The following is a 22,015-nucleotide window of genomic DNA, read 5'->3' on the forward strand; positions in this document are numbered from 1 at the left end:
GTCGCTGTTTGTGACTACTGCCGCGTTTGTCGGCCCCGCTCACCGGGCACTCGACTGGGCGAATCGACAAGGAGTTGTGATGGCGATCTGCGATACCTGTGGCAACGACTACGACAAGGCGTTCACCGTGACGTGGCCCGACGGCCGCAGCGCGAAGTTCGACAGCGTCGAGTGCGCGGCGGTCCAACTGGCCCCGGAGTGTGCCCACTGCGGGTGCCGAATCCTCGGTCACGGCATCGAGACAGAAGAAGCGATCTTCTGTTGCGCGCACTGCGCCCGCAAGGACACCAACGCCGACGTCAACGACCGCTGGCCGGTGCCCGCGGGCGGCTGACACTCAGCGGTATCCACGCCGCACGTCGTCGACGACGCGCGGGTGGTCGAGCGTTGAGGGTTCCAACGACTGGGGCCGGATGTCGCCGCCGAACACAGTGGCGGCATCCAGCGTCTGCCGGTCGAGGTAGCGCAGCGGCGGGGCGTCGGCCGGGATTGTCGGCTTCGGCGCCCTCGGGCCCCGGCGCGCCAGGACGAATCCCCAGTCGCCGAATGTGGGCACATGCACGTGATACGGGGTGACCGAGTAGCCGGCGGCACGGATCGTCGACACAGTGCGCCAGAACGCGGCCGGGGTGGAGAAGGGACTACCCGCCTGCACGGCCAGCAGACCCTCCGGTGCCAACACGCGGCCGATCAGGGCGTAGAACTCCACCGAGTACAACCGTCCCAGCGCCGGGTTGTCCGGGTCGGGCAGGTCGGCGATCACCGCGCCGAAGCCGCCGGGCTCGACATCTCCGGGGGCGGTGCGCAGCCACGTCATCGCGTCGTCGATGACCACCTGCATCCGCGGATCATCCAGGGCGCCGGCGTTCGCGTCGCGCAACGTGGTACGCCCGACCTCGACCACCGCGGGGTCCAACTCCACCTGCACGATTTTCTCGATGTCCTTGTCTCGCAACGCTTCACGTGCCACTAAGCCGTCGCCGCCGCCGAGGATCAACACCGAGTGCGGGTCGGCGCCGAGTGCGGGGTAGACCAGGCTCTCGGTGTAGCGGTACTCGTCGCGAGTCGAAAACTGCAGTCCGCCATCAAGATACAGCCGAACGTCGTCACCGCGCCGGGTGACGACGATCTCCTGGTAGGCCGACTGCTCGTAGGCGATGATCGGATCGGCGTAAAGGCGCTGGCGGGTGGAGGTCTGAATACCGTCCGCGCGCACCAGGAGCGTGACCAGCAACGCCAGCGCGGCCGCCAGCACCGTTAGCGACACCGCCAGTTCGCGCTGACTGACGATGCGCCGCAGCAGGAGCACCGCCACGACTGCCGCCGCGACGAGGTTGATAATGCCCGTGGCCGCGGCGCCCCGGATCATGCCCAACTGCGGCAGTAGGAGAAACGGCCAGACCAGCCCGCCGATCAGCGCGCCCAGGTAGTCGGCGGCGTTCAGGTTGGCCAACACCCGGCCGGTGTCGGTGGCGCCCGCGGTGCGGCCGCGCTGCAGCAGGGTCATCAGCAGCGGCACCTCGGCGCCGACCAGGCAGCCGATCACGGCGGTGCCGATCGCGAGCACCCACAGCGAGCCGCCCACGAAGGCGAACGCGACATACAGTGCGGCCGCGGACAACCCGCCGACGATCGCCAGCGCCGTCTCGACAGCGATGAATGTGACAGCGGCGCGGTGCAACAACGGCTTCACCAGCAGCGCACCGACGCCCAACGCGGCGACGTAGCCGGCGACGATCAGCGACATCGCCACGATGCCCCCGCCATGCAGGCTGGTCGACAGGGTCAGCAGCGCCAGTTCGTAGATGATGCCGCACGCCGCGCACGCCGCCACGGCCGCGAACAACACCGCGCGCCAACGCCTGACCGAGCCGGCCAGCCGCGGTGCGGGTGCGTCGCGTTCGGTCACCGTCATGACAGCGCGGCGGCATTCACCCCTCCCACGGCGAGCAGCGTCACCGCGGTCGCGATCGCGGCCGGGTGCAGCCGCTCCTCGGTGATCAGGTCGCGGAAACGCCCGGGCACCACCGCCTCCAGCACGATCAGCGCCAGCCCTTGCAGCACAACGCCGACGAGGCCGTACACCGCCGCGTCGACGAGCCCCTGTCCCAGTTCGTTGGAACTGGCCACGATCGCCGAAATCACGACGATGGCCAGGGCCGCATACATTCCCGATGCGACCGCGACGGCGTTGGGCCGCCGCTCGACGAACACCAACCGGCGCAGGTTCCCCGGGGTCAGCACGTCGGCCATGGCGAACCCGACTGCCAGGACGCCGACACCCACCAGGAAGTACAGGATCGCTGCGACCACATTCTGGGCGAGGCTCTCGCCGCTGATGGTGCCGAATTCGACCGCCAGATTCATGGGGTTCTCCTTACCTGATTGGCTCTGTGCGCATGTCATTTCGTCCCACCCGGGCCGCCGGAACTACCACCCGCGCCGCCGGCCGGTGCACCGGGAAAGAACCCGGGCCCGAGGAAGATGAACGCGCCCCCGCTGTATCTGCTGCCGCGAACGTCCTCGACCCGGATGGTGCATGGTCGGTCGCCATCCGGCCCGACGATCACGATGTCGTCGTCATAGCGCAGGTACTCGATGCCGCGGTCGGTGGCCCGCGCCTCGGGAGCCTGGTAGTCGGCAAGGCGGTCGGCCACTTCGCTGGGGGACCCGCTGCACTCGTAGCTGCTGGCCTCCGAGCCGTGCGAGTATGCGGCGTAGTTCTCGGCGACGTACGTCCGAATGTCGCGGTTCTGCAATGAGATACCGAGAATCAGGCATGCGATCCCCGCCACGGCCAGCCCTCCGGCCAGCCAGAACAACGCGGTTCTGCTCACGGCCGCCACCGACTGCGGGTGTAGACGACGGTGCCGCCCGCGGCTTGGTCGGGGTACAGATGCCATGTCCGCCAGCGCCATCCGGTGCCGTCCGGTTCGGCGGCCAGCGCGGTCAGTGCGGCGTCGTCACCCGGAAACGCACCACCGAGCCAGCCGTCCTCGCGCTCACAACTGACCCGCAGCATCTGCGCGAGCCTGCGAAACTCCGCCTCGCCATACGTCTGCGTCCGGGACTCGATCCGGTATCCGGGCGCTTCGGCGCGGCCCGGAAGCGCGGTATCCGTGCGCGCGGTGCACGAAACCTCCTCGGAGAAGGTGCGTTCGGATTGCTCGACGGTGACCACGTGCGACGCGCCGAGGACGCCGAGCACCAGCGCGCCGTCGCCGGGGTGGGGCAGCGAGCACACCGCCAGCGGTGTCGGTGCGCACGCATTCAACGCCAGCCGAAGTCCCGTGCCGGACACGTCGGCCGGAGTCACTACCAGTCGGTGAAAGGGCACGGTTTCCTATTCGCCGGGCGGCGGCGCGGGGTAGACCGTCAACTCGCCGGCCCGCACGGGCTTTCCGGTCGACACTTCCCACGGCATGTCGGGCGCCCAGCGTTCGAAGCCGAGAAGCGATGTCTCGTCGGCGTTCGCGTAGTCGACGAACTCCATCTCCCCGCCCGCGGGCAGTCCGGTGGTGCCCTCGGTGGTGAACGACGCGCTGCCGCGTTCGGTCTCGCGATAGGCGATTCCGTCGACGGCGAGCTCGCCGCCCGGCTGCAGCGCCGCATCCTTGCGTCGTGTCCACATCACCAACTCGAGTCGGCCCTCGTCCTCCTCGACGCTGAACCACAGGGGATCCGAATCGGAATCACCTTCCAGCAGATGCTCCCACCAGACGAACGGGCCTTGGCGCAACGTCACCGAGCCGCGGACCACGTAGTCGATGCCGCCGTGGGAGACGATCGCGCCGGGTCCGAGTTGGCGCGGGCCGAACTGCGGCATGGTGGCGGCGAACTTGAGCGGATCTTCGCGCGTGGTCGGCGTCTTCGGCTTCTTCGGTCGCTGAAGCGCCTTCACCAGCACGACGATCGCCGCGATCAGCAGGATGGCGGCCAGCACGATCAGCAGCGTTTCCACGCGAAACCTTCCGGTCGACGTTGAGCGGTGCGGTTGATGGGATTGCCGCCAACCGTAACAGCCGCCCGGCCGCGTGAACTCAGCGCAGAATCGTGGCGACGATGCCCGCCAAGTAACCCAATCTGGCGACCTCGGAGGGCCGGAACTGCGGCCCTCCGGGGCGGCCCAGCACCACCGCGGTGCGCGGATCGCCGAGCGGGGCGGCGGCCAGCGTGGTCGCCATATCCCGCCAGACCTGGGGCACCCACGCGGCCTCGCCGTCGAGGGCCTCGGCCCGGTCGAGCGGTAGCCACGGGATCTCGGCGGCCTGCGTCTCGGGGGCGCCCGGGCTGCCGACGACACGTTGCGGCCCGCTGTCGGTCAGGTGCATCACGGTGGCCCAACCCACCCGCAACACCCGAGGCGCCTCGTCGGCCAGGACCTGCAACTTGTCCTTGCGGTCCGCCGCCGCGATGTGGTCGATGAGCTCGAGTTCGCGATGGGCCTCGAGCAGGCCGGTGTGCGGCCGGACCGAGTCGACGTAGACACCTTTGATCTGCTCGGCGGCGGTGATCAGCATGTCCGGCATCGCGCCTGCGGGCAGCTCGACCACGAGATCGTCGACGGCGTAGCCGGCCGAACGTTCCACCACGTCGAGCGAGAGAATGTCGGCGCCCACCGACCCGAGCGCCACGGCAAGGGAGCCGAGGCTGCCGGGCCGGTCCTCTAGCTGGACCCGCAGCAGGTACGTAGGCACGCGCAACACTTTTGCACAGCGCGACGGCGCGGGCATTCCGGCCTCGGCGGCCGCAACGGCGATGACTAGGCTTGCTTGTCGTGTCGCAGATCTCCCGAGACGAGGTAGCCCATCTGGCGCGTCTGGCCCGCCTCGCCCTGACCGAAGACGAGCTGGACAGCTATGCCGGGCAGTTGGACGCCATCCTCGGTCACGTCAGCCAAATCCAGTCCGTCGACGTCGAAGGGGTCAAACCGACCGGGAACCCGCTCACCGACGTCAACGTGTTCCGGCCGGACACGGTCGAGCCGTGCCTGACGCAGGAGGAGGCGCTGGACCAGGCGCCCAAGGCGGCCGAGGGCCGGTTTGCGGTGCCGCGGATCCTGGGGGAGGCGCAGTGAGCGATCTCACCCGGATGGACGCGGCGACGCTCGGAGAAAAGATCGCCGCCAAAGAGGTGTCGTCGACGGAGGTCACCCAGGCGCACCTGGACCAGATCGCTGCGACCGACGACCGCTACCACGCGTTCCTGCATGTCGCTAAGGAGCGTGCGCTGGAGGCCGCCGCGCGCGTTGATGCGGCCGTCGCGGCCGGCGAGGATCTGCCCTCGCCGCTGGCCGGGGTGCCGGTGGCGCTCAAGGACGTCTTCACCACCACCGACATGCCCACGACCTGCGGATCGAAGATCCTCGAGGGCTGGACGTCGCCCTATGACGCGACCGTCACCATGCTGCTGCGTGCTGCCGGCCTGCCGATCCTCGGCAAGACCAACATGGACGAGTTCGCAATGGGTTCGTCCACGGAGAACTCCGCATACGGGCCGACGCGCAATCCGTGGGACGTCGAGCGCGTCCCCGGCGGCTCCGGCGGCGGGAGCGCCGCGGCGCTGGCGGCGTTTCAGGCGCCGTTGGCCATCGGCACCGACACCGGCGGCTCGATCCGCCAGCCGGCCGCGCTGACCGCCACGGTCGGCGTGAAACCGACCTACGGAACCGTCTCGCGCTACGGACTGGTCGCCTGCGCGTCCTCGCTCGACCAGGGCGGCCCGTGCGCGCGCACCGTCCTCGACACCGCACTGCTGCACCAGGTGATCGCCGGGCACGACGCGAAGGACTCCACCTCGGTCCACGCCACGGTGCCCGACGTCGTCGGCGCCGCACGGGCGGGGGCGGCCGGTGACCTGGCGGGCGTGCGGATCGGTGTGGTCAGGCAGTTGCGTGGGGACGGCTACCAGCCCGGTGTGCTGGAGTCGTTCAACGCCGCCGTCGAACAGCTGACCGCGCTGGGCGCCGAGGTCAGCGAGGTGGACTGCCCGCACTTCGACTACTCGCTGCCGGCCTACTATCTGATCCTTCCATCGGAGGTCTCGAGCAACCTCGCGCGCTTCGACGCGATGCGTTTCGGGATGCGCGTCGGTGACGACGGCACGCACAGCGCCGAGGAAGTCATGGCGCTGACCCGTGCCGCCGGTTTCGGTCCGGAAGTCAAGCGGCGCATCATGATTGGCACCTATGCGCTGTCGGCGGGGTACTACGACGCGTATTACAACCAGGCGCAGAAGGTGCGCACGCTGATCGCGCGCGATCTCGACGAGGCATACGAGAAGGTCGACGTGCTGATCTCGCCGACGACGCCGACGACGGCATTCCCGTTGGGGGAGAAGGTCGACGACCCGCTGGCGATGTACCTGTTCGACCTGTGCACGCTGCCGTTGAACCTGGCGGGCCACTGCGGAATGTCGGTGCCTTCGGCGCTGTCACCCGACGACAGGCTGCCTGTCGGACTGCAGATCATGGCGCCCGCGCTGGCCGACGACCGGTTGTACCGCGTCGGTGCGGCCTATGAGGTGGCGCGCGGGCCGCTGTCGACGGCGGTTTAGGCGCCGCGAGCGCACGTTTGTTGGACGCAAACGCCGACAGAGGGCGCGAACATCCGCGCGCTCGGGGAGGATGTAGCCATGCGGATCGGAGTGCTGACCGGTGGCGGTGACTGTCCCGGACTGAACGCGGTCATTCGGGCCGTGGTGCGCACGTGCGACGTGCGCTACGGCTCGTCGGTCGTCGGATTCCAGGACGGCTGGCGCGGTCTGTTGGAGAACCGTCGCATCCAACTGGCCAACGACGACCGCAACGACCGGTTGCTGGCTAAGGGCGGCACGATGCTCGGTACTGCCCGCGTGCATCCGGAGAAACTGCGCGCCGGGCTCGACCAGATCAAGCAGACGCTCGACGACAACGGCATCGACGTGCTGATCCCGATCGGCGGCGAGGGCACGCTCACGGCCGCGCACTGGCTCTCCGAGGAGAACGTTCCCGTCGTCGGCGTGCCGAAGACCATCGATAACGACATCGACTGCACCGATGTCACGTTCGGCCATGACACCGCGCTCGGGGTGGCCAGCGAGGCCATCGACCGGTTGCACAGCACCGCGGAGTCACATCAGCGCGTGATGCTCGTCGAGGTGATGGGCCGCCACGCGGGGTGGATCGCGCTGAATGCGGGTTTGGCCTCGGGCGCGCACATGACGCTGATCCCCGAACAGCCCTTCGACGTCGAAGAGGTCTGCCGACTGATCAAACAGCGCTTCGTGCGCGGTGATTCGCACTTCATCTGTGTGGTGGCAGAAGGGGCGAAGCCGGCCGAGGGGTCGATGCAGCTGCGGCAGGGCGGGGTCGACGAGTTCGGCCACGAACGTTTCACCGGTGTCGCCCAGCAGCTCGCGTTCGAGGTGGAAAAGCGGATCAACAAAGAGGTGCGGGTGACGGTTCTGGGCCATGTGCAGCGCGGCGGCACGCCGACGCCCTTTGACCGCGTGCTGGCCACTCGCTTCGGCGTCAACGCCGCCGACGCTGCGCACGCGGGGGAGTACGGGATGATGGTGTCGCTGCGCGGCCAGGAGATCGGCCGCGTCTCGCTCGCTGACGCCACCCGCCAGTTGAAGCTCGTCCCGCAGAGCCGGTACGACGACGCCGCGGAGTTCTTCGGCTGAGCCCGCTTACTAGGATCGGCGTCATGACTGCTGCGACCGCCGAACTGCTCGACTACGACGATGTCGTCGCGCGCTACGAGCCCGTGCTCGGCTTGGAAGTCCACGTCGAACTGTCCACCGCCACCAAGATGTTCTGCGGTTGCGCCAACCGGTTCGGCGCCGAACCCAACACTCAGGTGTGCCCCGTCTGCCTGGGACTGCCCGGGTCGCTGCCGGTGCTCAACGAGAAGGCCGTCGAGTCCGCGATCCGGATCGGGCTCGCGCTGAACTGCGAGATCGTGCCGTGGTGCCGGTTCGCCCGCAAGAACTACTTCTATCCGGACATGCCGAAGAACTACCAGATCTCGCAGTACGACGAGCCGATCGCGATCAACGGACACCTCGACGTGCCGCTCGACGACGGTACGACCTGGCGGGTCGACATCGAGCGCGCCCACATGGAAGAGGACACCGGCAAGCTGACCCACCTCGGGAGCGATACGGGCCGCATCGAGGGCGCCACGACCTCGCTGATCGACTACAACCGTTCCGGTGTGCCGCTGATCGAGATCGTGACCAAGCCGATCGAAGGCGCCGGCGAGCGCGCCCCCGAGATCGCCCGTGCCTACGTGACGGCGTTGCGGGATCTGCTGCGCGGTCTGGGCGTCTCCGACGTCCGCATGGACCAGGGGTCGATGCGCTGCGACTCCAACGTCTCGCTCAAACCGATAGGGCGAAAAGAGTTCGGCACCCGCACCGAAACCAAGAACGTCAACTCGCTCAAGAGCGTCGAGGTCGCTGTCCGCTACGAGATGCGCCGCCAGGCAGCAGTTCTCGAGTCAGGCGGTCGAATCACCCAGGAGACCAGGCACTTTCACGAGGACGGATACACCTCACCGGGGCGCAGCAAGGAAACCGCCGAGGATTACCGGTATTTCCCCGAGCCCGACCTCGAGCCGGTGGCACCCGATGCGGAGTGGATCGAGCGGTTGCGGGCGACGATCCCCGAGCTTCCGTGGCTGTCCCGCAAGCGGATTCAGGACGAATGGGGAATTTCCGACGAAGTGATGCGCGACCTCGTCAACATCGGTGCGCTCGACCTGATCGCCGCCACCGTCGAACAGGGCGCATCCAGCGACGCGGCGCGGGCGTGGTGGGGAAACTTCCTGGTGCAGAAGGCCAATGAAGCCGGGGTAGAGCTGGACGCACTCCCGATCACGCCCGCACAGGTGGCCGCGGTCGTCAAGCTCGTCGACGACGGCAAGCTGTCCAACAAGCTCGCCCGGCAGGTCGTCGAGGGTGTACTGGCCGGTGAGGGCGAACCCGAGCAGGTGATGAAGGATCGCCGGCTGGAGGTCGTGCGCGACGATTCGGCGTTGCAGGCCGCCGTCGACGAGGCGCTGGCGGCCAATCCCGGCATCGTCGAGAAGATCCGGGGCGGCAAGGTGCAGGCCGCGGGCGCGATCGTCGGCGCCGTCATGAAGGCCACCAAGGGTCAGGCCGACGCGGCGCGTGTCCGTGAGCTGGTCCTGGAGGCCTGCAGTTAGCGCCGAAACTGCACACAGGGTCGTGCGCGACGCTCATTCACTGCACTGGCTGCAGTTTCGAGCGCAACCGATCAGGTGTTGTCGGCCGGGTTGCGCGGGAAGCCGCCGCCCTGCGGGAACAGCGGGAAGACCACGTCGTCGAGTTTTTGGGCATCGCCCGCCGTCTTGTTGATCGTGCCGCCCCAGATGTTGCCGTCGGGCGACATGGCCAATGCCCAGGCGTGGCCGTGCTGGTCCTGGCGCACCACCTCGGGATCGCCGGTCACCGCACCGGTTTCGGGCGCGAGCCGCACGGCGACGGTCTGCTTGGTGTTGACCAGATTGACCAGAACCGACCCGTCGAGGGCGGCGCAGCCCGCAACACCGGGCCGGTCGGGCCAGGTCCACACCGTGGACGTCTTCGAGTCCTTGGTGATGCGTTGCAACCTGTCACCGGAGGCGGCGCGGTCGGTGATGTACAGCGACCCATCCGAGTGGTCCAGGCACATCCCGCCAGCAGCGCCCAGACCCGACAGGGCGGTCGTCGTCGGGGCCTGATCGACCGTTGTGGGCTGCTCGATCCGCAACACCTTTCCGGCCAGCGACCCCGGGTTTGCGGCATCGGCGGGATTGCCCGCGTCGCCGGTCTGCACGAGCAGCGTCGTCGGGCTGGTGAAGATCAACGCACCGGTGTTGCCGGTGGCGCCCTTCGGGATGCCGGTCAGGATGGGCTTGGGGATGTCGCCGTCGGCGATGCGGATGACACGGTTGTCGGTCGGGGTGCTGACGTAGGCGTACATCAGCCGGTCCTGTTGGTACGTCGGCGACAGCACGATGTCCAACAGCCCGCCATCACCCGACCCGTCGACCGGCAGCGTGGTCTTGACCTTGGGCTCGGCCCGCACCGATACCTCCTTGACCACACCGGTCGTGCGCTCGGCGACCAGGGCCGACTGACTGTCGGGCAGCATGATCAGGCCGCTGGTGCTTTCCAGACAACCCTGCATGACGCCGGGCGCCGGGCACTCCTTGGGAAACGGCGTCGGGGGCAGCGGCGGCGGTGGCGGCGGTGACGACGTCGGACCGGGCTCGAGCTGAGGCTCAGTGGTGAACGGTTGCGACTGCAGATCGTCGAATCGCGCACAGCCCGATCCGACGAGCAACGCCGCGCACGCCACCGCGAGCGCACCCTGCATCGGCCGGCGCAGTTTCATGCGAGCCAGATTACGGATCATTCGGATGTGTTCGCCACGCACACCCGCTGGGCCGCGCCCCGGACCGTCGGCGAATTAAGGCCTCGAAAGCACCGCGCCAATACCCCGATACCGGGTGACAAGCACTTACGCTGGCATGGTGACCAGTCATTCCAATGACCCACGCGCCTGGCAGCGGCCCGACGACGCGGCCGGGCGGCCCGCGTCGGCGAGCCTGGTCGACCCCGAAGACGATCTCCCGTCGGCCAACTACGCCGGCGACTTCGAGACCACCGCGATCCCGCACTACGACTCGAACAGCGGCGCGCCGGTCTCCACCGGTTTCGGACTGCTCAACGATCCCGAGCCGCTGCCGTACGTGCAGCCCGGCGGCAGGCACGCACTCGACTACTCGGCCGAACCGGCGGGGATCGGCCCTGACCCGTTCCGCGCCGCACCGGAGCGCCGCGGCACGCTCGACCTCGGCCTTCTACTGTTGCGGCTCGCAGTCGGTGCCCTGTTCATCGGTCACGGCCTGCAGAAGGCGTTCGGCCTATGGGGTGGCCCCGGGCTGGGCGGATGGGAAGCGGAGCTGTCCGATATGGGCTTCCGCTATGCCGACATCCTGACCTACGTCGGCGCCTTCGGTCAGATCGCCGCCGGGGTGCTGCTCATCCTGGGTCTTTTCACTCCCGTGGCCGCCGCCGGCGCGCTGGCGTATCTGGTCACCGGCGTGCTGGCCGAGGCGATGGTCGCCCACGAGGAGGCGCGCCTGTCGGACTTTCTTACCGACGGACACGAATACAACGTGTTCTTGACCTGCGCGGTGGCCGCGCTGGTGTTGACGGGCCCCGGCCGGTACGGATTCGACGCCGGACGCGGTTGGGCACGTCGGCCCTTCCTCGGATCGCTCGGCGCGCTCGTGCTCGGCGCGGGCGCGGGTGTGGCGATCTGGGTGCTGCTCAACGGCGGCAACCCGTTCGCTTAATCCTTCGCGTACGGATTCGGCACGCGCCCGTCGCTGGCCTCGGCCAACAGCGGCAACGTCGCGAACGTCACCGCGGGCAACCGCAGGTCTCTGCCGTCCTTCAGATGGGCGTAAGCCGAAGATCCCTTGCCGAACCGCAGGCCGTCGATGTCGCCCCAGCCGACGGTCTCGCTGCCCAACAGCGTGCGTGCGGTGACCTGATCGCGGTCGGCGACGGTGCGGTAGCGCGCGACGAACACCGACAACACGATCGGAATGATCAACAGGGCCGCCACCCAGGTGAGGCCCGCCAGGACCAGCGAAAGCATGCTGAACGCCAGAAAGGCGACGGCGAAATGCGCCATGGGAGAGATCCGGATGACGACGGGAGCGGGAGCGGCGTTCGTACTCACCCCGCCATCTTCGCACCGTGCCGCAATTTGACCTGTGACCAGTGCAGAGGCTACCGTCGACGGTTATGCAGGCCCAGGGGTTGCTCGTAGTAATCGGGAAGCGCGTTGATGCCGCGCTCGCCCTTACTCGGGCATAACTCCGGCATCAGCGCGCGACCCTCGTACAGCAACCCAGCTGACGGGGGTTTTTTCTTGCCCGACCACCGAATTTGAGACCCTAGAGACGGATCCGAAGAAGGATTTAGGAGAACGAATACCGTGAGCGCACCAACAACCCGACCGCTGGAGCAGGTGGCGGCAACCGTGCCCGACGACGGACATGCCACCCACCCGACGGCCAAATCTGCGCCCGCACCGGCCAAACGCGCTGAGCCGCAACAGATGACCGGCGCACAGGCAGTCATCCGGTCGCTGGAGGAACTCGACGTCGACACCATCTTCGGGATCCCCGGCGGCGCGGTGCTGCCGGTGTACGACCCGCTGTTCGACTCCAAGAAGCTGCGCCACGTCCTGGTCCGTCACGAGCAGGGCGCCGGGCATGCCGCCAGTGGTTACGCCCACGCGACCGGCAAGGTCGGCGTGATGATGGCCACGTCGGGGCCCGGCGCGACCAACCTGGTGACGCCGTTGGCCGACGCGCACATGGACTCGATTCCGGTGGTGGCGATCACCGGTCAGGTCGGGCGCGGCCTGATCGGCACCGATGCGTTCCAGGAGGCCGACATCTCCGGCATCACGATGCCGATCACCAAGCACAACTTCCTGGTGCGCAGCGGCGATGAGATCCCGCAGGCGATCGCCGAGGCGTTCCACATCGCGGCCTCGGGCCGCCCCGGGCCGGTGCTGGTCGACATCCCCAAGGACGTTCTGCAGGGGCAGTGCACCTTCAGCTGGCCGCCGCGCATCGACCTGCCGGGTTACAAGCCCAACACCAAGCCGCACAACCGCCAGATCCGCGAGGCCGCCAAACTGATCGCGGCCGCGCGCAAGCCGGTGCTCTACGTCGGCGGCGGGGTGATCCGCGGAGAGGCCACTGAGGAACTGCTGGAGCTGGCCGAGCTGACCGGAATTCCGGTCGTGACCACGTTGATGGCGCGCGGGGCGTTCCCCGACAGCCATCCGCAGAACATGGGCATGCCCGGGATGCACGGCACGGTGTCCGCGGTGGCCGCCCTGCAGCGCAGCGACCTGCTGATCGCGCTGGGCACCCGGTTCGACGACCGGGTGACGGGGCGGCTGGACTCCTTCGCGCCGGAGGCCAAGGTCATCCACGCCGACATCGACCCCGCCGAGATCGGCAAGAACCGCCACGCCGACGTGCCGATCGTCGGTGACGTCAAGGCCGTCATCGCCGATCTGGTCGTGGCCCTGCGCCGGGACGGCACCGCCGACGCGATCACGATCGACAACTGGACCGAGTACCTGGGAGGTGTGCAGGCGACATACCCACTGAGTTACGGGCCGCAGAGCGACGGCAGCCTCTCACCGGAGTACGTCATCGAGACGTTGGGCAAGACGGCCGGTCCCGACGCCGTGTACGTCGCAGGTGTCGGCCAGCACCAGATGTGGGCCGCGCAGTTCATTTCCTACGAGAAGCCGAAGACATGGCTGAACTCCGGCGGCCTGGGCACCATGGGCTACGCCGTGCCCGCGGCGATGGGGGCCAAGTTCGGCCGCCCGGAGGCCGAGGTGTGGGCCATCGACGGCGACGGCTGCTTCCAGATGACAAACCAGGAGTTGGCCACCTGTGCCGTTGAGGGTGCGCCGATCAAGGTGGCGCTGATCAACAACGGCAACCTCGGCATGGTGCGCCAGTGGCAGACGCTGTTCTACGAAGAGCGGTACAGCCAAACGGATCTGGCCACGCACTCGCGTCGCATCCCCGATTTCGTCAAGTTGGCCGAGGCGCTCGGATGCGTCGGATTGCGTTGCGAGCGAGCCGAAGACGTCGAGGACGTGATTCGGCAGGCCCGCGAGATCAACGACCGTCCCGTGGTGATCGACTTCATCGTCGGCGCAGACGCCCAGGTGTGGCCCATGGTCGCGGCGGGCACGAGCAACGACGAGATCCAGGCCGCGCGCGGCATCCGCCCGCTGTTCGACGATCCGGAAGAAGGCCACGCCTGATGGGCACCAACGCTACGCAGACGTTGTCGGTTCTGGTCGAGGACAAACCGGGTGTCCTGGCGCGCGTCGCGTCGCTGTTCTCTCGGCGCGGCTTCAACATCCAGTCCCTGGCGGTCGGTGCGACCGAGCAGAAGAACATGTCGCGGATGACGATCGTGGTCAGTGTGGACGAAGCGCCGCTGGAGCAGATCACCAAACAGCTCAACAAGTTGGTCAACGTGATCAAGATCGTCGAGCAGGAGGAAGGGAACTCGGTTTCGCGTGAGCTCGCGCTGATCAAGGTGCGCACCGACGCGTCGACCCGCGGCCAGGTCATCGAGGCGGTCAACCTGTTCCGCGCCAAGGTGGTCGACGTGTCGACCGAGTCGCTGACGGTCGAGGCGACCGGTACGCCCGAGAAGCTCGAGGCGCTGCTGCGGGTGTTGGAGCCCTTCGGAATCCGCGAGATCGTGCAGTCCGGTGTGGTGTCGCTGTCGCGCGGCCCGCGCAGCATCGGAACCACCAAGTAGCCCACAACTCAAGACGAGTAGTCCCAAATCAAGTGAGTAGATAAGGAAATTCAGTGGCAGTAGAGATGTTCTATGACGACGACGCGGACCTGTCGATCATCCAGGGACGCAAGGTCGGCGTCATCGGCTATGGCAGCCAGGGTCACGCGCACTCGCTGAGCCTGCGCGACTCCGGCGTCGAGGTGAAGGTCGGCCTCAAAGAGGGCTCCAAGTCGCGTGAGAAGGTCGCCGAGCAGGGGCTCGAGGTCGACACGCCCGCCGAGGTCGCCAAGTGGGCCGACGTCATCATGTTGCTGGCGCCCGACACCGCACAGGCCGAGATCTTCTCCAACGACATCGAACCCAACCTCGAGGACGGCAACGCGCTGTTCTTCGGCCACGGCCTCAACATCCACTTCGACCTGATCAAGCCGCCGGCCAATGTCACGATCGGCATGGTCGCCCCGAAGGGTCCGGGACACCTGGTGCGCAGGCAGTTCGTCGACGGCAAGGGCGTGCCGTGCCTGATCGCGATCGATCAGGACCCCAAGGGCGAGGGCCAGGCGCTTGCGCTGTCGTACGCCAAGGGTATTGGCGGCACCCGTGCAGGCGTCATCAAGACCACGTTCAAGGACGAGACCGAGACCGACCTGTTCGGTGAGCAGGCCGTGTTGTGCGGCGGCACAGAGGAACTCGTCAAGACCGGGTTCGACGTGATGGTCGAGGCCGGTTACGCGCCGGAGCTGGCGTACTTCGAGGTGCTACACGAGCTCAAGCTGATCGTCGACCTGATGTACGAGGGCGGCATCGCGCGGATGAACTACTCGGTGTCCGACACCGCGGAGTACGGCGGTTACCTCTCCGGGCCGCGGGTGATCGACGCCGACACCAAGGAGCGGATGCGCACCATTCTCAAAGAGATTCAGGACGGCACTTTCGTCAAGAAGCTCGTCGCCAACGTCGAGGGCGGCAACAAGGAGCTCGAGGGCCTGCGCAAGAAGAACGCGGAGCATCCGATCGAGGTGACCGGCAAGAAGTTGCGCGACCTGATGAGCTGGGTGGACCGGCCCATCACCGAGACGGCCTAACTCCGGCGATTTCGGTGTAGTTGGTTTCGCTCAGCGCCACCGACGACACCGGAATCACTACTCGTCGGGGCGGTGTTCGTGCCCGGGGCGACCCTGGGTGCGGCGCCGTTCCTTCATCTCGGACTCGAACACGTGCCTGCGGCCCTGCTGTAGCTCGTCGCGCACTCGGCGTTCGTGGTCGCGGAACACCGACCAGTAGCTGTCGTCGAAGTCCTCGACGATCTGGAACGTCCAGCGGCCGTACAGCACGTTGCGGCCGACGACTTCGGACTCCAGACGCTCGGCGACATCGTCGTGGCCGGCGTCGCGCAACTTGTCACATGCCTCACCCAGCAGAAGGTCTGCGCGACCCATCAGCTGGTGGAACGAATACAGATGTCCGCGTGCGCGTTCCACCCACTCCAATGCCTCCGAGACTCCGCCGACCGCCTCGACGGTCGCGTCGTCGAGTCCCTCGGGGCGGCTGTGCTGTTCGTCCTTCTGCTGATCGGTCATGGGGCTACAAGTACCCGCTTCGGGCCGCAGCCATGTCCACGTGACGAACGGATGCATCGCTTTCGCATTGATGGTTTGCTCACCGCGCGATCGGTGAACCCTCGCTAGGCCCGAAACCCCAGTGAGCAGGCCCCATGAATGACGCTGACACACCGCGGTACACCGTCCGCGTGGTGGCCGAGCGCGTCGGCGTGCCGACTGCGACCCTGCGCAGCTGGAGTCAGCGCTACGGGGTCGGGCCATCACAGCACCGCGCTGGACGACACCGGCTCTACAGCGACAACGACATCGCCGTCGTGCAGCACATGCATCAGCTCATCGGGCAGGGCACCAGCGCCCGCAGCGCCGCCCGACTCGCGTCCGGGTCCGTCGCTCCGCGGCGCGGCGACGTCGAGGCGCTGCTGTCGGCCGCATTCGAACTGGACCTCGCCGCGTTGGGTCGGCTCCTGGAAACCCATCTGCGTCACTTCGGGGTTGTCGACACATGGGATCTGATGGTGCGGCCGGCGTTTGCGGCCGTCGTGTCCAAACAGGACGAGGACGGCGGCTGCGTCGACGTCGAACACGCGCTGTCGTGGGCGGTCTCGCGATCACTGCACGCAGCGCCGCTCATGCGCATCGACGCCTCGACAACGGTCATCCTGGCGTGCACTGCGCGCGAAGCGCATGTTCTGCCGCTCGAAGCGCTTCGCGCCGCCCTCGCCGAACGTGGGCGCGGTGCGCTGATGCTCGGCGCCGACGTTCCGGTGGCGGCGCTGACCGAGGCGATCGGCAGGGTGACGCCTTCCGCACGGGTGGTGCTGTGGTCACACACCGCCGATACTGCCGACATGGATATGGTCGCAGCGGCCGGCGCGGATACCGACGTCGCGCTCGGCGGCACCGGGTGGGATGCGGCCGCCGGCGTCGCCCCGGCCGCGCGCGTGCACAGCCTGCGTGAGGCCGTCGATTGGTGTGTCTGTCACTCATGACCAGGTTGCATCGTCTATGCGTCGGTTAGCCCGGCGGATTTGGGTACACACATGAGGTGTCTGCAGTGAGCACGCCGACGACCATGGCCACGACCGGCGAGTGCGTCGTCCTTCTCGACGAACAGGGGCGGCAGATCGGCAGCGCCGCCAAGACGACTGTGCACCACGCGGCGACCCCGCTTCACCTGGGGTTTTCGTGCTATCTGTTCGATGCTGACGGGCGGGTGCTGTTGACCCGTCGCGCGCTGAACAAGACGACGTGGCCGGGGGTGTGGTCGAACTCGTTCTGCGGGCACCCGGCACCGGGGGAGAAGGTCGAGGATGCGGTGCGCCGCCGCGCCGGCCAGGAGTTGGGCATATCGATCCAATCCCCGGTGTGCGTGCTGCCCGACTTCCGGTACCGCGCGGTCGCCGCCGACGGCACGGTCGAGAACGAGATCTGTCCGGTGTTCTTCGCCCGCTGCGACGGGCGGTTGCGGCCCGATCCGGGCGAGGTCATGGAGTGGATGTGGGTCTCCTGGGATCAGCTGCGCTCGGCGGTCGGATTGCCCTGGTCGATCAGCCCGTGGGCCATGGAGCAGATACCGCTTCTCGACGAGCCTCACTTGCAGGGGTCGTGGCCCCAGTTCATCAGCGAGTAGCGCCAGGCCGAGTCCTCGATGTCGCCGTTCGGCCGCTGAGCCAGATGGCGGTGCGCATATCCGACGACCTTGCGCATGTGTGCATAATCGTCGTCGTCCAGCTCTGATTTCTTCTTGCGCAGCAACTCGACGATGCGCCTGCCGCTCGCGTGGCCGGTCGACTCCGCGCCGTCGGACTTCTGCCCAACAGCCTTGGATTCCGCTGCGCCGAGCCACTTCTCGAGTTCACCGGCGGTCATGTTGACGGTGCCGGTGAACTCGGCGTAGGTCGCGGCGCGATCGTCGGGGGTGTCGGCCACGACGCTACTTCTTCTTCAGCGATTCCGGCTTGTGCACCGCGTCGCGGCCACTCTTGTCGCTGCGCACCCGGTACTGCGGGTTATCGGAGTCGGCGCGCACCGTGCGCCCCGCGGCCTCAGTGTCCGAGGTGATCTTCTCTTCGACCGTTCCGGTGACGGTGGTGCCGTGACTCTTCCACTGCACCTTGTCGCCCTTGCGGATGTCCTTGCTCATCTCGGCGGTATACCCGGGCGGCCCGACGCAAAACGGGCTCAAGCCCGGGAGCGCTGCCGGTAAAGCCGTTCGGCGTAAGCCAGATCGTCACGCCACAAGCGGGTGGCCGCATATCGCATGAACGGGGTGATCATCGGCGCGCCCCGAAGCGCGTGCGCAAAGCCCGGACGGTCGGAATGGGCGATGACCGCCTCGATGACGGCGGTGCGGGGCACGCCGTCGCGGTCGGGACCGAGCGGGGTCGCGTGCGTCTCGACCACGCTTCCCGCGCCTTCGCCGTCGATGATGCGCATGGTGATGGTGCGCGGCTCCGGTGTGGTGAACTCCGCGATCACCGGCACGCCGAGCCGCCCGATGCGAAAGGTGACTGCGACCAGAAAGCGGTCGGCGTCTTCGGGGAGATCGTCGTCGGCCGCCGGCGCCGACAGTACGTCCAGCCGCGTGAACGAGTACGGGTGAAACCACGCCCCGTGCCACGGATCGAGCCGGTTGGCGATCACGTCGCTGGGCTCGCAGGTGCCGACCAACCGCGTCACCGCCGACAACCGCGGCCCGTCGGGTCGCCTCGGCAATATCGGTGCCTCCGTCGGGGTTTCGCCGCCGATTGCGTCCAGCCGCACCCATGCGAGCACACCGTCGTCGTGGGCGGGGTAGGGCCGCCAGCTCCAGGTTCGGCCGCCGTCGAAGCGCAGTCCGTGCCACGGGCAGATCAACGTTCCGCATTCGACGGTCCCGGTGGACAGGTCGGCGCCGAGGTGCGGACAGGCTGCCGAGCCGACTGCGAGACTGCCGTCGGTGCCGCGCCAGGCGACCAGTTCGACTCCACCGACCGTGGCGCTGATCGGTCGCTTGCCGATGGTGTCGCTGGCCGCGAACGCATACCAGTTTCCGCTCGGCCTGCGCTGTGAGCGGCGCAGCGCGCTGTGAATCAGCGACGGCTTGGCATCGTCGTACGTCGGCCGCTGGCCGGACCACGTGGTACGCGGAAGCAGTTGAAACGGCGTGGTTTTCGCCAACCGTGCCTTGATTTCAGCGAGCATGGTCATGCGTACTGCCTTTCGGCCAGTCGCCGCAGGGGGGCGAAGCGACCCTGGGTGGGCACCGTCTGGAGGTCGTGGCCGGTCAAGCCGAAGCGCTTCAGCAGTAGGTTGGCCGCCGACCATCCGGTGGTCGCGGCCCGCTCCATCAGCGCGACCGGCAGGTCGATGCGGATACCGTCACCGGCCAGCGCCAGGCCGGGGTGCGGCGTCGAGACGGTGGGGCGGCGTTCGAAGTCACCGGGGGCGAAGCGCGGGCAGTCTTGACGGCACAGCACCCGTTCGCCGACGATCTTCGCGTCGGCGGTTTCGGGATACAGTTCGGCCATCCGCACCGGTAACCGCTCGAGCACGTCGTCTTTTCCGTCGGTCACCGCGTATGCGTGCAGCTCCACCACCGAGCCGCCGGTTCGGCGCGACCACGTCGCCGCCTCCCGTTCGTACCTGTCCAGCACGCTCACATTGTCCAGCGGCGGTCGGCCGCCCGTCCCGAGAAATGCCGCACGGTCCGGATGGAGGGGCCGGTCCAGCCACAGTCGCTGCACGACGAACGGTGCGGCCGTGCCCATTGCGGCGATCCGGGATCGCCATTCGTCGTCGCCGAGCGATGCCGATTCATCGACGATGCGCTGCAGGCCGGAGACATCGGTGGCCAATACAACCCCGTCGGCCTCGAGCGGGTCGCCGCCGTCGGAGTGCACCGCGAACCGGTCATCGGTGCGTACCTCGGTCACCGACACACCGGTGTGGATGCGGACTCCCAGCGATTGCAGGTAGGCGCGCAGCGGTTCCCACAGCGCCGTGTCGAAGTTCGCACCTGCGACGTCGAACACCAGGCCCTCGCTGGAGCCCAGGAAGTAGATGTGGAACATCGTTGCCAGTTCGGCGGCAGAGAGGTTGGTCGGCTCGGCGAAGAAGCTCCTCGAGAAGACCTCGAAGGCCAGGTGGCGAGCGGGTTCGGGAAAGTTGATGTCGCGCAGGAAGGTGTCGGCGTCGACATGGTCCAGACGGTCATAGATCTCGGGGACCGACACCGCGGCCAAGGGCGCCGCGGCGCGCGCGTTGAGCCGCACCAGGTCGCGAAGCCGGAAGGTGGGACTGCGCAGCGCGAAAGCCAACGCATTCCACGGTGGCGTCTGCGGCAGGCCCCGGAATGTGTCGCGCCTACCGTGCGCGTCAACCAGCGGGTAGTCGGAGACGGCAGTGAGCATGCCCAACGCTGGATCGATGCGGCGCAACAGGTTTCGAAGGTTGTAGTACTGGCGGAAGAAGGCGTGGAAGCCGCGGTTCATGGCGACCGGAGAGCCGTCGTCGAGCGAATCGGTCCACCCACCGACACGACCCCCGAGGTACGTCTCGCGTTCGAGGACATCGACGCTCACCCCGCGTTCGGCGAGACCGGTGGCCGCGGCCAGGCCCGCGATGCCCCCGCCGACGACGACAACGTGCGGTTTGTCGAAAGGCCCCCCCGCGTCGGGCGGCGGTGCGGGGTGGGTGATGCGTTGCGGGTCGGTCATCGGGGCGCCTCGGCGAGGAACGTGTGCACGATGTTGCGTTGCCAACCCGGCATCGTCTCGCTATGCACGGCCGTGAATCCGTTGCGGCGCAGGCGATCCCGAAATTCTGCGGCACCGTCGAAGTGATTCACGCTGCGCCGCAGGTACCGGTACAGCGAGGCATCACCGCTGCGGAGACGCCCGCTCGGAATGATGATGGTGGCGCACACGGCGTTCCACACCGCGGTCGCCAGCCGCGAGTCGCGCACGGAGTACTCGTGAACCGCCAGCGTCGCTCCCGGGCGCAGCAGTGCGCGGAACTCGCGCAGTTGCGCGTCGGGGTCGGGCAGGTTGCGGATGAGGTAGGCGGCGAAGATGCCGTCGAAGGGGCCGCCGACGCCGGCGGCGGCGAGGTCCTCGATGCGGCTGTGGACGAACCGCACCGAGTCGGGCCACGGTTTGGCCCGCGCCTCGGCCAGCATGCCTTCAGAGCCGTCCACGCCGACGATCTCTGCGTGCGGTGCCACCGACAGCAGCGCCGCGGTCGACGCGCCGGTGCCGCAACCGGCGTCCAGCAACCGCAGCCCGCGACCGTCATCGGGCAACCGCATCCGCTGCGCCGAAATACGAAGGTGCTCATGGTATCCGGGATTGGAGTCGACCAGCTTGTCGTAGGTCGGCGCTCCCTCGTCGAACGCGGCGGGGACGTCAGCGGGGTCACCGGCGTCACGGCCCGCATTGACTTTCACGACGCGTTCCTCCTCTGTGCGCGCAACCGCTGCCGTTCCCACAGCAGTAGCACCGCGGTGACCAGTGCCCAGCCGAAAAGGAAGTCCTCGACCGGGATGTCGAACGGGAACCGGATGCCGCTGGTGTGCCGTTCGTCGTAGATGACGATCGGTGCGCTGAGCTTGGTGAGCCAACCGTCGACCGGTATCTGGAAACCGAGCACGATCGTCATCGAGACCCAGTACGCGGGCTTGCGGAACAGCCCGGTGCGAAGTACACCCAACTCCAGCGCGCACACGGCGATCACCCCGAGTACGGCGGGCACCGTGTATCCGAGTCCGGTCATTTGGTCTGCTCCACTCGACCCCGCGTCCGTTGCAGCCAGGTCAGGATCGTGGTGACGGCGTTGTAGGTCAACAATCCGCACAGCGGGATCACGATGAAGAACAGCAGTTCCTCGATCGGCATCACGCCGGGGATGTCGATCCCGGTGACGTACTTCGAGTTGTATGTCCACACGTCGGCGAAGATGGCGATCACATCCCAGAGCACGAACACCGCGGCCGCGGGCAGAATCGCGGTTGCGGCCCGGCGCGCCTGCCGGTAAACGCCGTCGCCGAAGATCTCCAACGGCGCGGTGATCACCAGGCAGGCGGCCAGAACCAACAGGTAATGCCAGTTGTCCAT

27 protein-coding genes are annotated in these 22,015 nt (G+C 67.7%); 11 read left to right on the forward strand and 16 right to left on the reverse strand.

From position 1 onward, the window contains the following. Positions 1-79: 79 nt before the first annotated feature. Positions 80-334 (forward strand): hypothetical protein, encoded by a 255-nt coding sequence (locus AU192_RS17865; protein WP_064398517.1) that lies wholly within the window; start codon positions 80-82, stop codon positions 332-334. A 3-nt stretch (positions 335-337) separates the two neighbouring features. On the opposite strand, the gene AU192_RS17870 is transcribed toward AU192_RS17865, so the two are convergent. From AU192_RS17870 to AU192_RS17895, 6 genes are all read right to left on the reverse strand, one after another. Continuing rightward, a complete protein-coding gene (locus AU192_RS17870; protein WP_064398519.1) occupies positions 338-1,915 on the reverse strand; it encodes a polyamine aminopropyltransferase in 1,578 nt (525 codons plus the stop codon). Next, positions 1,912-2,367, reverse strand: coding sequence for a DUF350 domain-containing protein (locus AU192_RS17875; RefSeq protein WP_064398521.1), 456 nt, complete (start codon positions 2,365-2,367; stop codon positions 1,912-1,914). The genes AU192_RS17870 and AU192_RS17875 overlap by 4 nt, the downstream gene beginning before the upstream one ends. Positions 2,368-2,402: 35 nt before the next feature. Next, the gene (locus tag AU192_RS17880) at positions 2,403-2,837 is read right to left on the reverse strand and encodes a DUF4247 domain-containing protein (protein WP_064398858.1); all 435 of its coding nucleotides are present in this window, start codon (positions 2,835-2,837) and stop codon (positions 2,403-2,405) included. Beyond that, positions 2,834-3,337, reverse strand: coding sequence for a DUF2617 family protein (locus tag AU192_RS17885; protein WP_064398523.1), 504 nt, complete (start codon positions 3,335-3,337; stop codon positions 2,834-2,836). The genes AU192_RS17880 and AU192_RS17885 overlap by 4 nt, the downstream gene beginning before the upstream one ends. Before the next feature lie 6 nt (positions 3,338-3,343). Beyond that, positions 3,344-3,961 (reverse strand): DUF4178 domain-containing protein, encoded by a 618-nt coding sequence (locus tag AU192_RS17890; RefSeq protein ID WP_064398525.1) that lies wholly within the window; start codon positions 3,959-3,961, stop codon positions 3,344-3,346. A gap of 79 nt (positions 3,962-4,040) precedes the next feature. After that, positions 4,041-4,697 carry an ACT domain-containing protein gene (locus AU192_RS17895; RefSeq protein WP_064398860.1) on the reverse strand — a complete coding sequence of 219 codons (657 nt, stop codon included), beginning with the start codon at positions 4,695-4,697 and terminating at the stop codon, positions 4,041-4,043. 80 nt (positions 4,698-4,777) lie between these two features. On the opposite strand from AU192_RS17895, the gene gatC reads away from it, so the two are divergent. From gatC to gatB, 4 genes are all read left to right on the forward strand, one after another. After that, positions 4,778-5,077, forward strand: coding sequence for an Asp-tRNA(Asn)/Glu-tRNA(Gln) amidotransferase subunit GatC (gene gatC, locus AU192_RS17900; RefSeq protein WP_064398527.1), 300 nt, complete (start codon positions 4,778-4,780; stop codon positions 5,075-5,077). Positions 5,078-5,091: 14 nt separating this feature from the next. Further along, on the forward strand, positions 5,092-6,555 hold the full coding sequence (gene gatA / locus AU192_RS17905) for an Asp-tRNA(Asn)/Glu-tRNA(Gln) amidotransferase subunit GatA (protein WP_064398528.1): 1,464 nt from the start codon (positions 5,092-5,094) through the stop codon (positions 6,553-6,555). Positions 6,556-6,633: 78 nt separating this feature from the next. Further along, positions 6,634-7,665 (forward strand): ATP-dependent 6-phosphofructokinase, encoded by a 1,032-nt coding sequence (locus AU192_RS17910; protein ID WP_064398530.1) that lies wholly within the window; start codon positions 6,634-6,636, stop codon positions 7,663-7,665. A gap of 23 nt (positions 7,666-7,688) precedes the next feature. Next, positions 7,689-9,191 carry an Asp-tRNA(Asn)/Glu-tRNA(Gln) amidotransferase subunit GatB gene (gene gatB, locus AU192_RS17915; protein ID WP_064398532.1) on the forward strand — a complete coding sequence of 501 codons (1,503 nt, stop codon included), beginning with the start codon at positions 7,689-7,691 and terminating at the stop codon, positions 9,189-9,191. 71 nt (positions 9,192-9,262) lie between these two features. Here the strand turns inward: gatB and AU192_RS17920 are convergent, their stop codons facing one another. Continuing rightward, a complete protein-coding gene (locus tag AU192_RS17920) occupies positions 9,263-10,384 on the reverse strand; it encodes a PQQ-dependent sugar dehydrogenase (protein ID WP_064398534.1) in 1,122 nt (373 codons plus the stop codon). 139 nt (positions 10,385-10,523) lie between these two features. On the opposite strand from AU192_RS17920, the gene AU192_RS17925 reads away from it, so the two are divergent. Continuing rightward, on the forward strand, positions 10,524-11,351 hold the full coding sequence (locus AU192_RS17925) for a DoxX family protein (protein WP_064398862.1): 828 nt from the start codon (positions 10,524-10,526) through the stop codon (positions 11,349-11,351). Here the strand turns inward: AU192_RS17925 and AU192_RS17930 are convergent. Beyond that, positions 11,348-11,695, reverse strand: a complete 348-nt coding sequence (locus tag AU192_RS17930; protein ID WP_064398535.1) for a PH domain-containing protein — start codon at positions 11,693-11,695, stop codon at positions 11,348-11,350. The two genes, AU192_RS17925 and AU192_RS17930, sit on opposite strands and share 4 nt — an antisense overlap. Positions 11,696-12,001: 306 nt before the next feature. On the opposite strand from AU192_RS17930, the gene AU192_RS17935 reads away from it, so the two are divergent. The 3 genes from AU192_RS17935 (at position 12,002) to ilvC (ending at position 15,446) form a co-directional block, all read left to right on the forward strand. After that, positions 12,002-13,870: an acetolactate synthase large subunit gene (locus tag AU192_RS17935; RefSeq protein ID WP_064398536.1), complete on the forward strand. Its 1,869-nt coding sequence runs from the start codon at positions 12,002-12,004 to the stop codon at positions 13,868-13,870. Continuing rightward, entirely contained in the window at positions 13,870-14,379 is a 510-nt protein-coding gene (ilvN, locus tag AU192_RS17940; RefSeq protein WP_064398538.1) for an acetolactate synthase small subunit, read from the forward strand. The genes AU192_RS17935 and ilvN overlap by 1 nt, the downstream gene beginning before the upstream one ends. A gap of 65 nt (positions 14,380-14,444) precedes the next feature. After that, positions 14,445-15,446 (forward strand): ketol-acid reductoisomerase, encoded by a 1,002-nt coding sequence (gene ilvC / locus AU192_RS17945; protein ID WP_174522781.1) that lies wholly within the window; start codon positions 14,445-14,447, stop codon positions 15,444-15,446. Positions 15,447-15,503: 57 nt separating this feature from the next. On the opposite strand, the gene AU192_RS17950 is transcribed toward ilvC, so the two are convergent. Further along, positions 15,504-15,941, reverse strand: a complete 438-nt coding sequence (locus AU192_RS17950) for a hypothetical protein (RefSeq protein WP_064398541.1) — start codon at positions 15,939-15,941, stop codon at positions 15,504-15,506. 134 nt (positions 15,942-16,075) lie between these two features. Here AU192_RS17950 and AU192_RS17955 point away from each other — a divergent pair, with 134 nt between their 5' ends. Then, positions 16,076-16,912 (forward strand): MerR family transcriptional regulator, encoded by an 837-nt coding sequence (locus tag AU192_RS17955; protein WP_064398543.1) that lies wholly within the window; start codon positions 16,076-16,078, stop codon positions 16,910-16,912. Positions 16,913-16,995: 83 nt separating this feature from the next. Further along, on the forward strand, positions 16,996-17,553 hold the full coding sequence (gene idi, locus AU192_RS17960) for an isopentenyl-diphosphate Delta-isomerase (RefSeq protein WP_064398546.1): 558 nt from the start codon (positions 16,996-16,998) through the stop codon (positions 17,551-17,553). On the opposite strand, the gene AU192_RS17965 is transcribed toward idi, so the two are convergent. Genes AU192_RS17965 through AU192_RS17995 form a run of 7 tightly spaced genes read right to left on the reverse strand, consistent with a single transcriptional unit; the run spans position 17,514 to position 22,015 of the window. Beyond that, on the reverse strand, positions 17,514-17,852 hold the full coding sequence (locus AU192_RS17965) for a DUF3140 domain-containing protein (RefSeq protein ID WP_242656972.1): 339 nt from the start codon (positions 17,850-17,852) through the stop codon (positions 17,514-17,516). The two genes, idi and AU192_RS17965, sit on opposite strands and share 40 nt — an antisense overlap. 4 nt (positions 17,853-17,856) lie before the next feature. Beyond that, positions 17,857-18,066 carry a hypervirulence associated TUDOR domain-containing protein gene (locus tag AU192_RS17970; RefSeq protein ID WP_064398548.1) on the reverse strand — a complete coding sequence of 70 codons (210 nt, stop codon included), beginning with the start codon at positions 18,064-18,066 and terminating at the stop codon, positions 17,857-17,859. Positions 18,067-18,104: 38 nt separating this feature from the next. After that, positions 18,105-19,112, reverse strand: coding sequence for a Rieske (2Fe-2S) protein (locus tag AU192_RS17975; protein ID WP_064398550.1), 1,008 nt, complete (start codon positions 19,110-19,112; stop codon positions 18,105-18,107). Then, on the reverse strand, positions 19,109-20,620 hold the full coding sequence (locus tag AU192_RS17980; RefSeq protein WP_064398552.1) for an FAD-dependent oxidoreductase: 1,512 nt from the start codon (positions 20,618-20,620) through the stop codon (positions 19,109-19,111). Before AU192_RS17980 ends, AU192_RS17975 begins: the two co-directional genes overlap by 4 nt. Next, on the reverse strand, positions 20,617-21,348 hold the full coding sequence (locus AU192_RS17985; protein WP_064398553.1) for a class I SAM-dependent methyltransferase: 732 nt from the start codon (positions 21,346-21,348) through the stop codon (positions 20,617-20,619). The genes AU192_RS17980 and AU192_RS17985 overlap by 4 nt, the downstream gene beginning before the upstream one ends. Beyond that, positions 21,345-21,674 carry a lycopene cyclase domain-containing protein gene (locus AU192_RS17990; protein WP_064398556.1) on the reverse strand — a complete coding sequence of 110 codons (330 nt, stop codon included), beginning with the start codon at positions 21,672-21,674 and terminating at the stop codon, positions 21,345-21,347. The genes AU192_RS17985 and AU192_RS17990 overlap by 4 nt, the downstream gene beginning before the upstream one ends. Continuing rightward, positions 21,671-22,015 carry a lycopene cyclase domain-containing protein gene (locus AU192_RS17995; protein WP_064398558.1) on the reverse strand — a complete coding sequence of 115 codons (345 nt, stop codon included), beginning with the start codon at positions 22,013-22,015 and terminating at the stop codon, positions 21,671-21,673. Before AU192_RS17995 ends, AU192_RS17990 begins: the two co-directional genes overlap by 4 nt.

The sequence above is a fragment of the Mycobacterium lehmannii genome, from assembly GCF_001499925.1.
GTDB lineage: Bacteria > Actinomycetota > Actinomycetes > Mycobacteriales > Mycobacteriaceae > Mycobacterium > Mycobacterium lehmannii.

Excerpts from the sequence above, each read along its gene's own strand:
- AU192_RS17920 (WP_064398534.1), bottom strand. The coding sequence starts at position 10,384 with ATGAAACTGCGCCGGCCGATGCAGGGTGCGCTCGCGGTGGCGTGCGCG.
- AU192_RS17865 (WP_064398517.1), top strand. The coding sequence starts at position 80 with ATGGCGATCTGCGATACCTGTGGCAACGACTACGACAAGGCGTTCACC.
- ilvC (WP_174522781.1), top strand. The coding sequence starts at position 14,445 with ATGTTCTATGACGACGACGCGGACCTGTCGATCATCCAGGGACGCAAG.
- AU192_RS17990 (WP_064398556.1), bottom strand. The coding sequence starts at position 21,674 with ATGACCGGACTCGGATACACGGTGCCCGCCGTACTCGGGGTGATCGCC.
- AU192_RS17875 (WP_064398521.1), bottom strand. The coding sequence starts at position 2,367 with ATGAATCTGGCGGTCGAATTCGGCACCATCAGCGGCGAGAGCCTCGCC.
- AU192_RS17980 (WP_064398552.1), bottom strand. The coding sequence starts at position 20,620 with ATGACCGACCCGCAACGCATCACCCACCCCGCACCGCCGCCCGACGCG.
- AU192_RS17970 (WP_064398548.1), bottom strand. The coding sequence starts at position 18,066 with ATGAGCAAGGACATCCGCAAGGGCGACAAGGTGCAGTGGAAGAGTCAC.
- AU192_RS17870 (WP_064398519.1), bottom strand. The coding sequence starts at position 1,915 with ATGACGGTGACCGAACGCGACGCACCCGCACCGCGGCTGGCCGGCTCG.
- ilvN (WP_064398538.1), top strand. The coding sequence starts at position 13,870 with ATGGGCACCAACGCTACGCAGACGTTGTCGGTTCTGGTCGAGGACAAA.
- AU192_RS17975 (WP_064398550.1), bottom strand. The coding sequence starts at position 19,112 with ATGACCATGCTCGCTGAAATCAAGGCACGGTTGGCGAAAACCACGCCG.
- AU192_RS17930 (WP_064398535.1), bottom strand. The coding sequence starts at position 11,695 with ATGGCGCATTTCGCCGTCGCCTTTCTGGCGTTCAGCATGCTTTCGCTG.
- gatB (WP_064398532.1), top strand. The coding sequence starts at position 7,689 with ATGACTGCTGCGACCGCCGAACTGCTCGACTACGACGATGTCGTCGCG.
- AU192_RS17995 (WP_064398558.1), bottom strand. The coding sequence starts at position 22,015 with ATGGACAACTGGCATTACCTGTTGGTTCTGGCCGCCTGCCTGGTGATC.
- AU192_RS17950 (WP_064398541.1), bottom strand. The coding sequence starts at position 15,941 with ATGACCGATCAGCAGAAGGACGAACAGCACAGCCGCCCCGAGGGACTC.
- gatA (WP_064398528.1), top strand. The coding sequence starts at position 5,092 with ATGGACGCGGCGACGCTCGGAGAAAAGATCGCCGCCAAAGAGGTGTCG.
- AU192_RS17910 (WP_064398530.1), top strand. The coding sequence starts at position 6,634 with ATGCGGATCGGAGTGCTGACCGGTGGCGGTGACTGTCCCGGACTGAAC.
- idi (WP_064398546.1), top strand. The coding sequence starts at position 16,996 with ATGGCCACGACCGGCGAGTGCGTCGTCCTTCTCGACGAACAGGGGCGG.
- AU192_RS17955 (WP_064398543.1), top strand. The coding sequence starts at position 16,076 with ATGAATGACGCTGACACACCGCGGTACACCGTCCGCGTGGTGGCCGAG.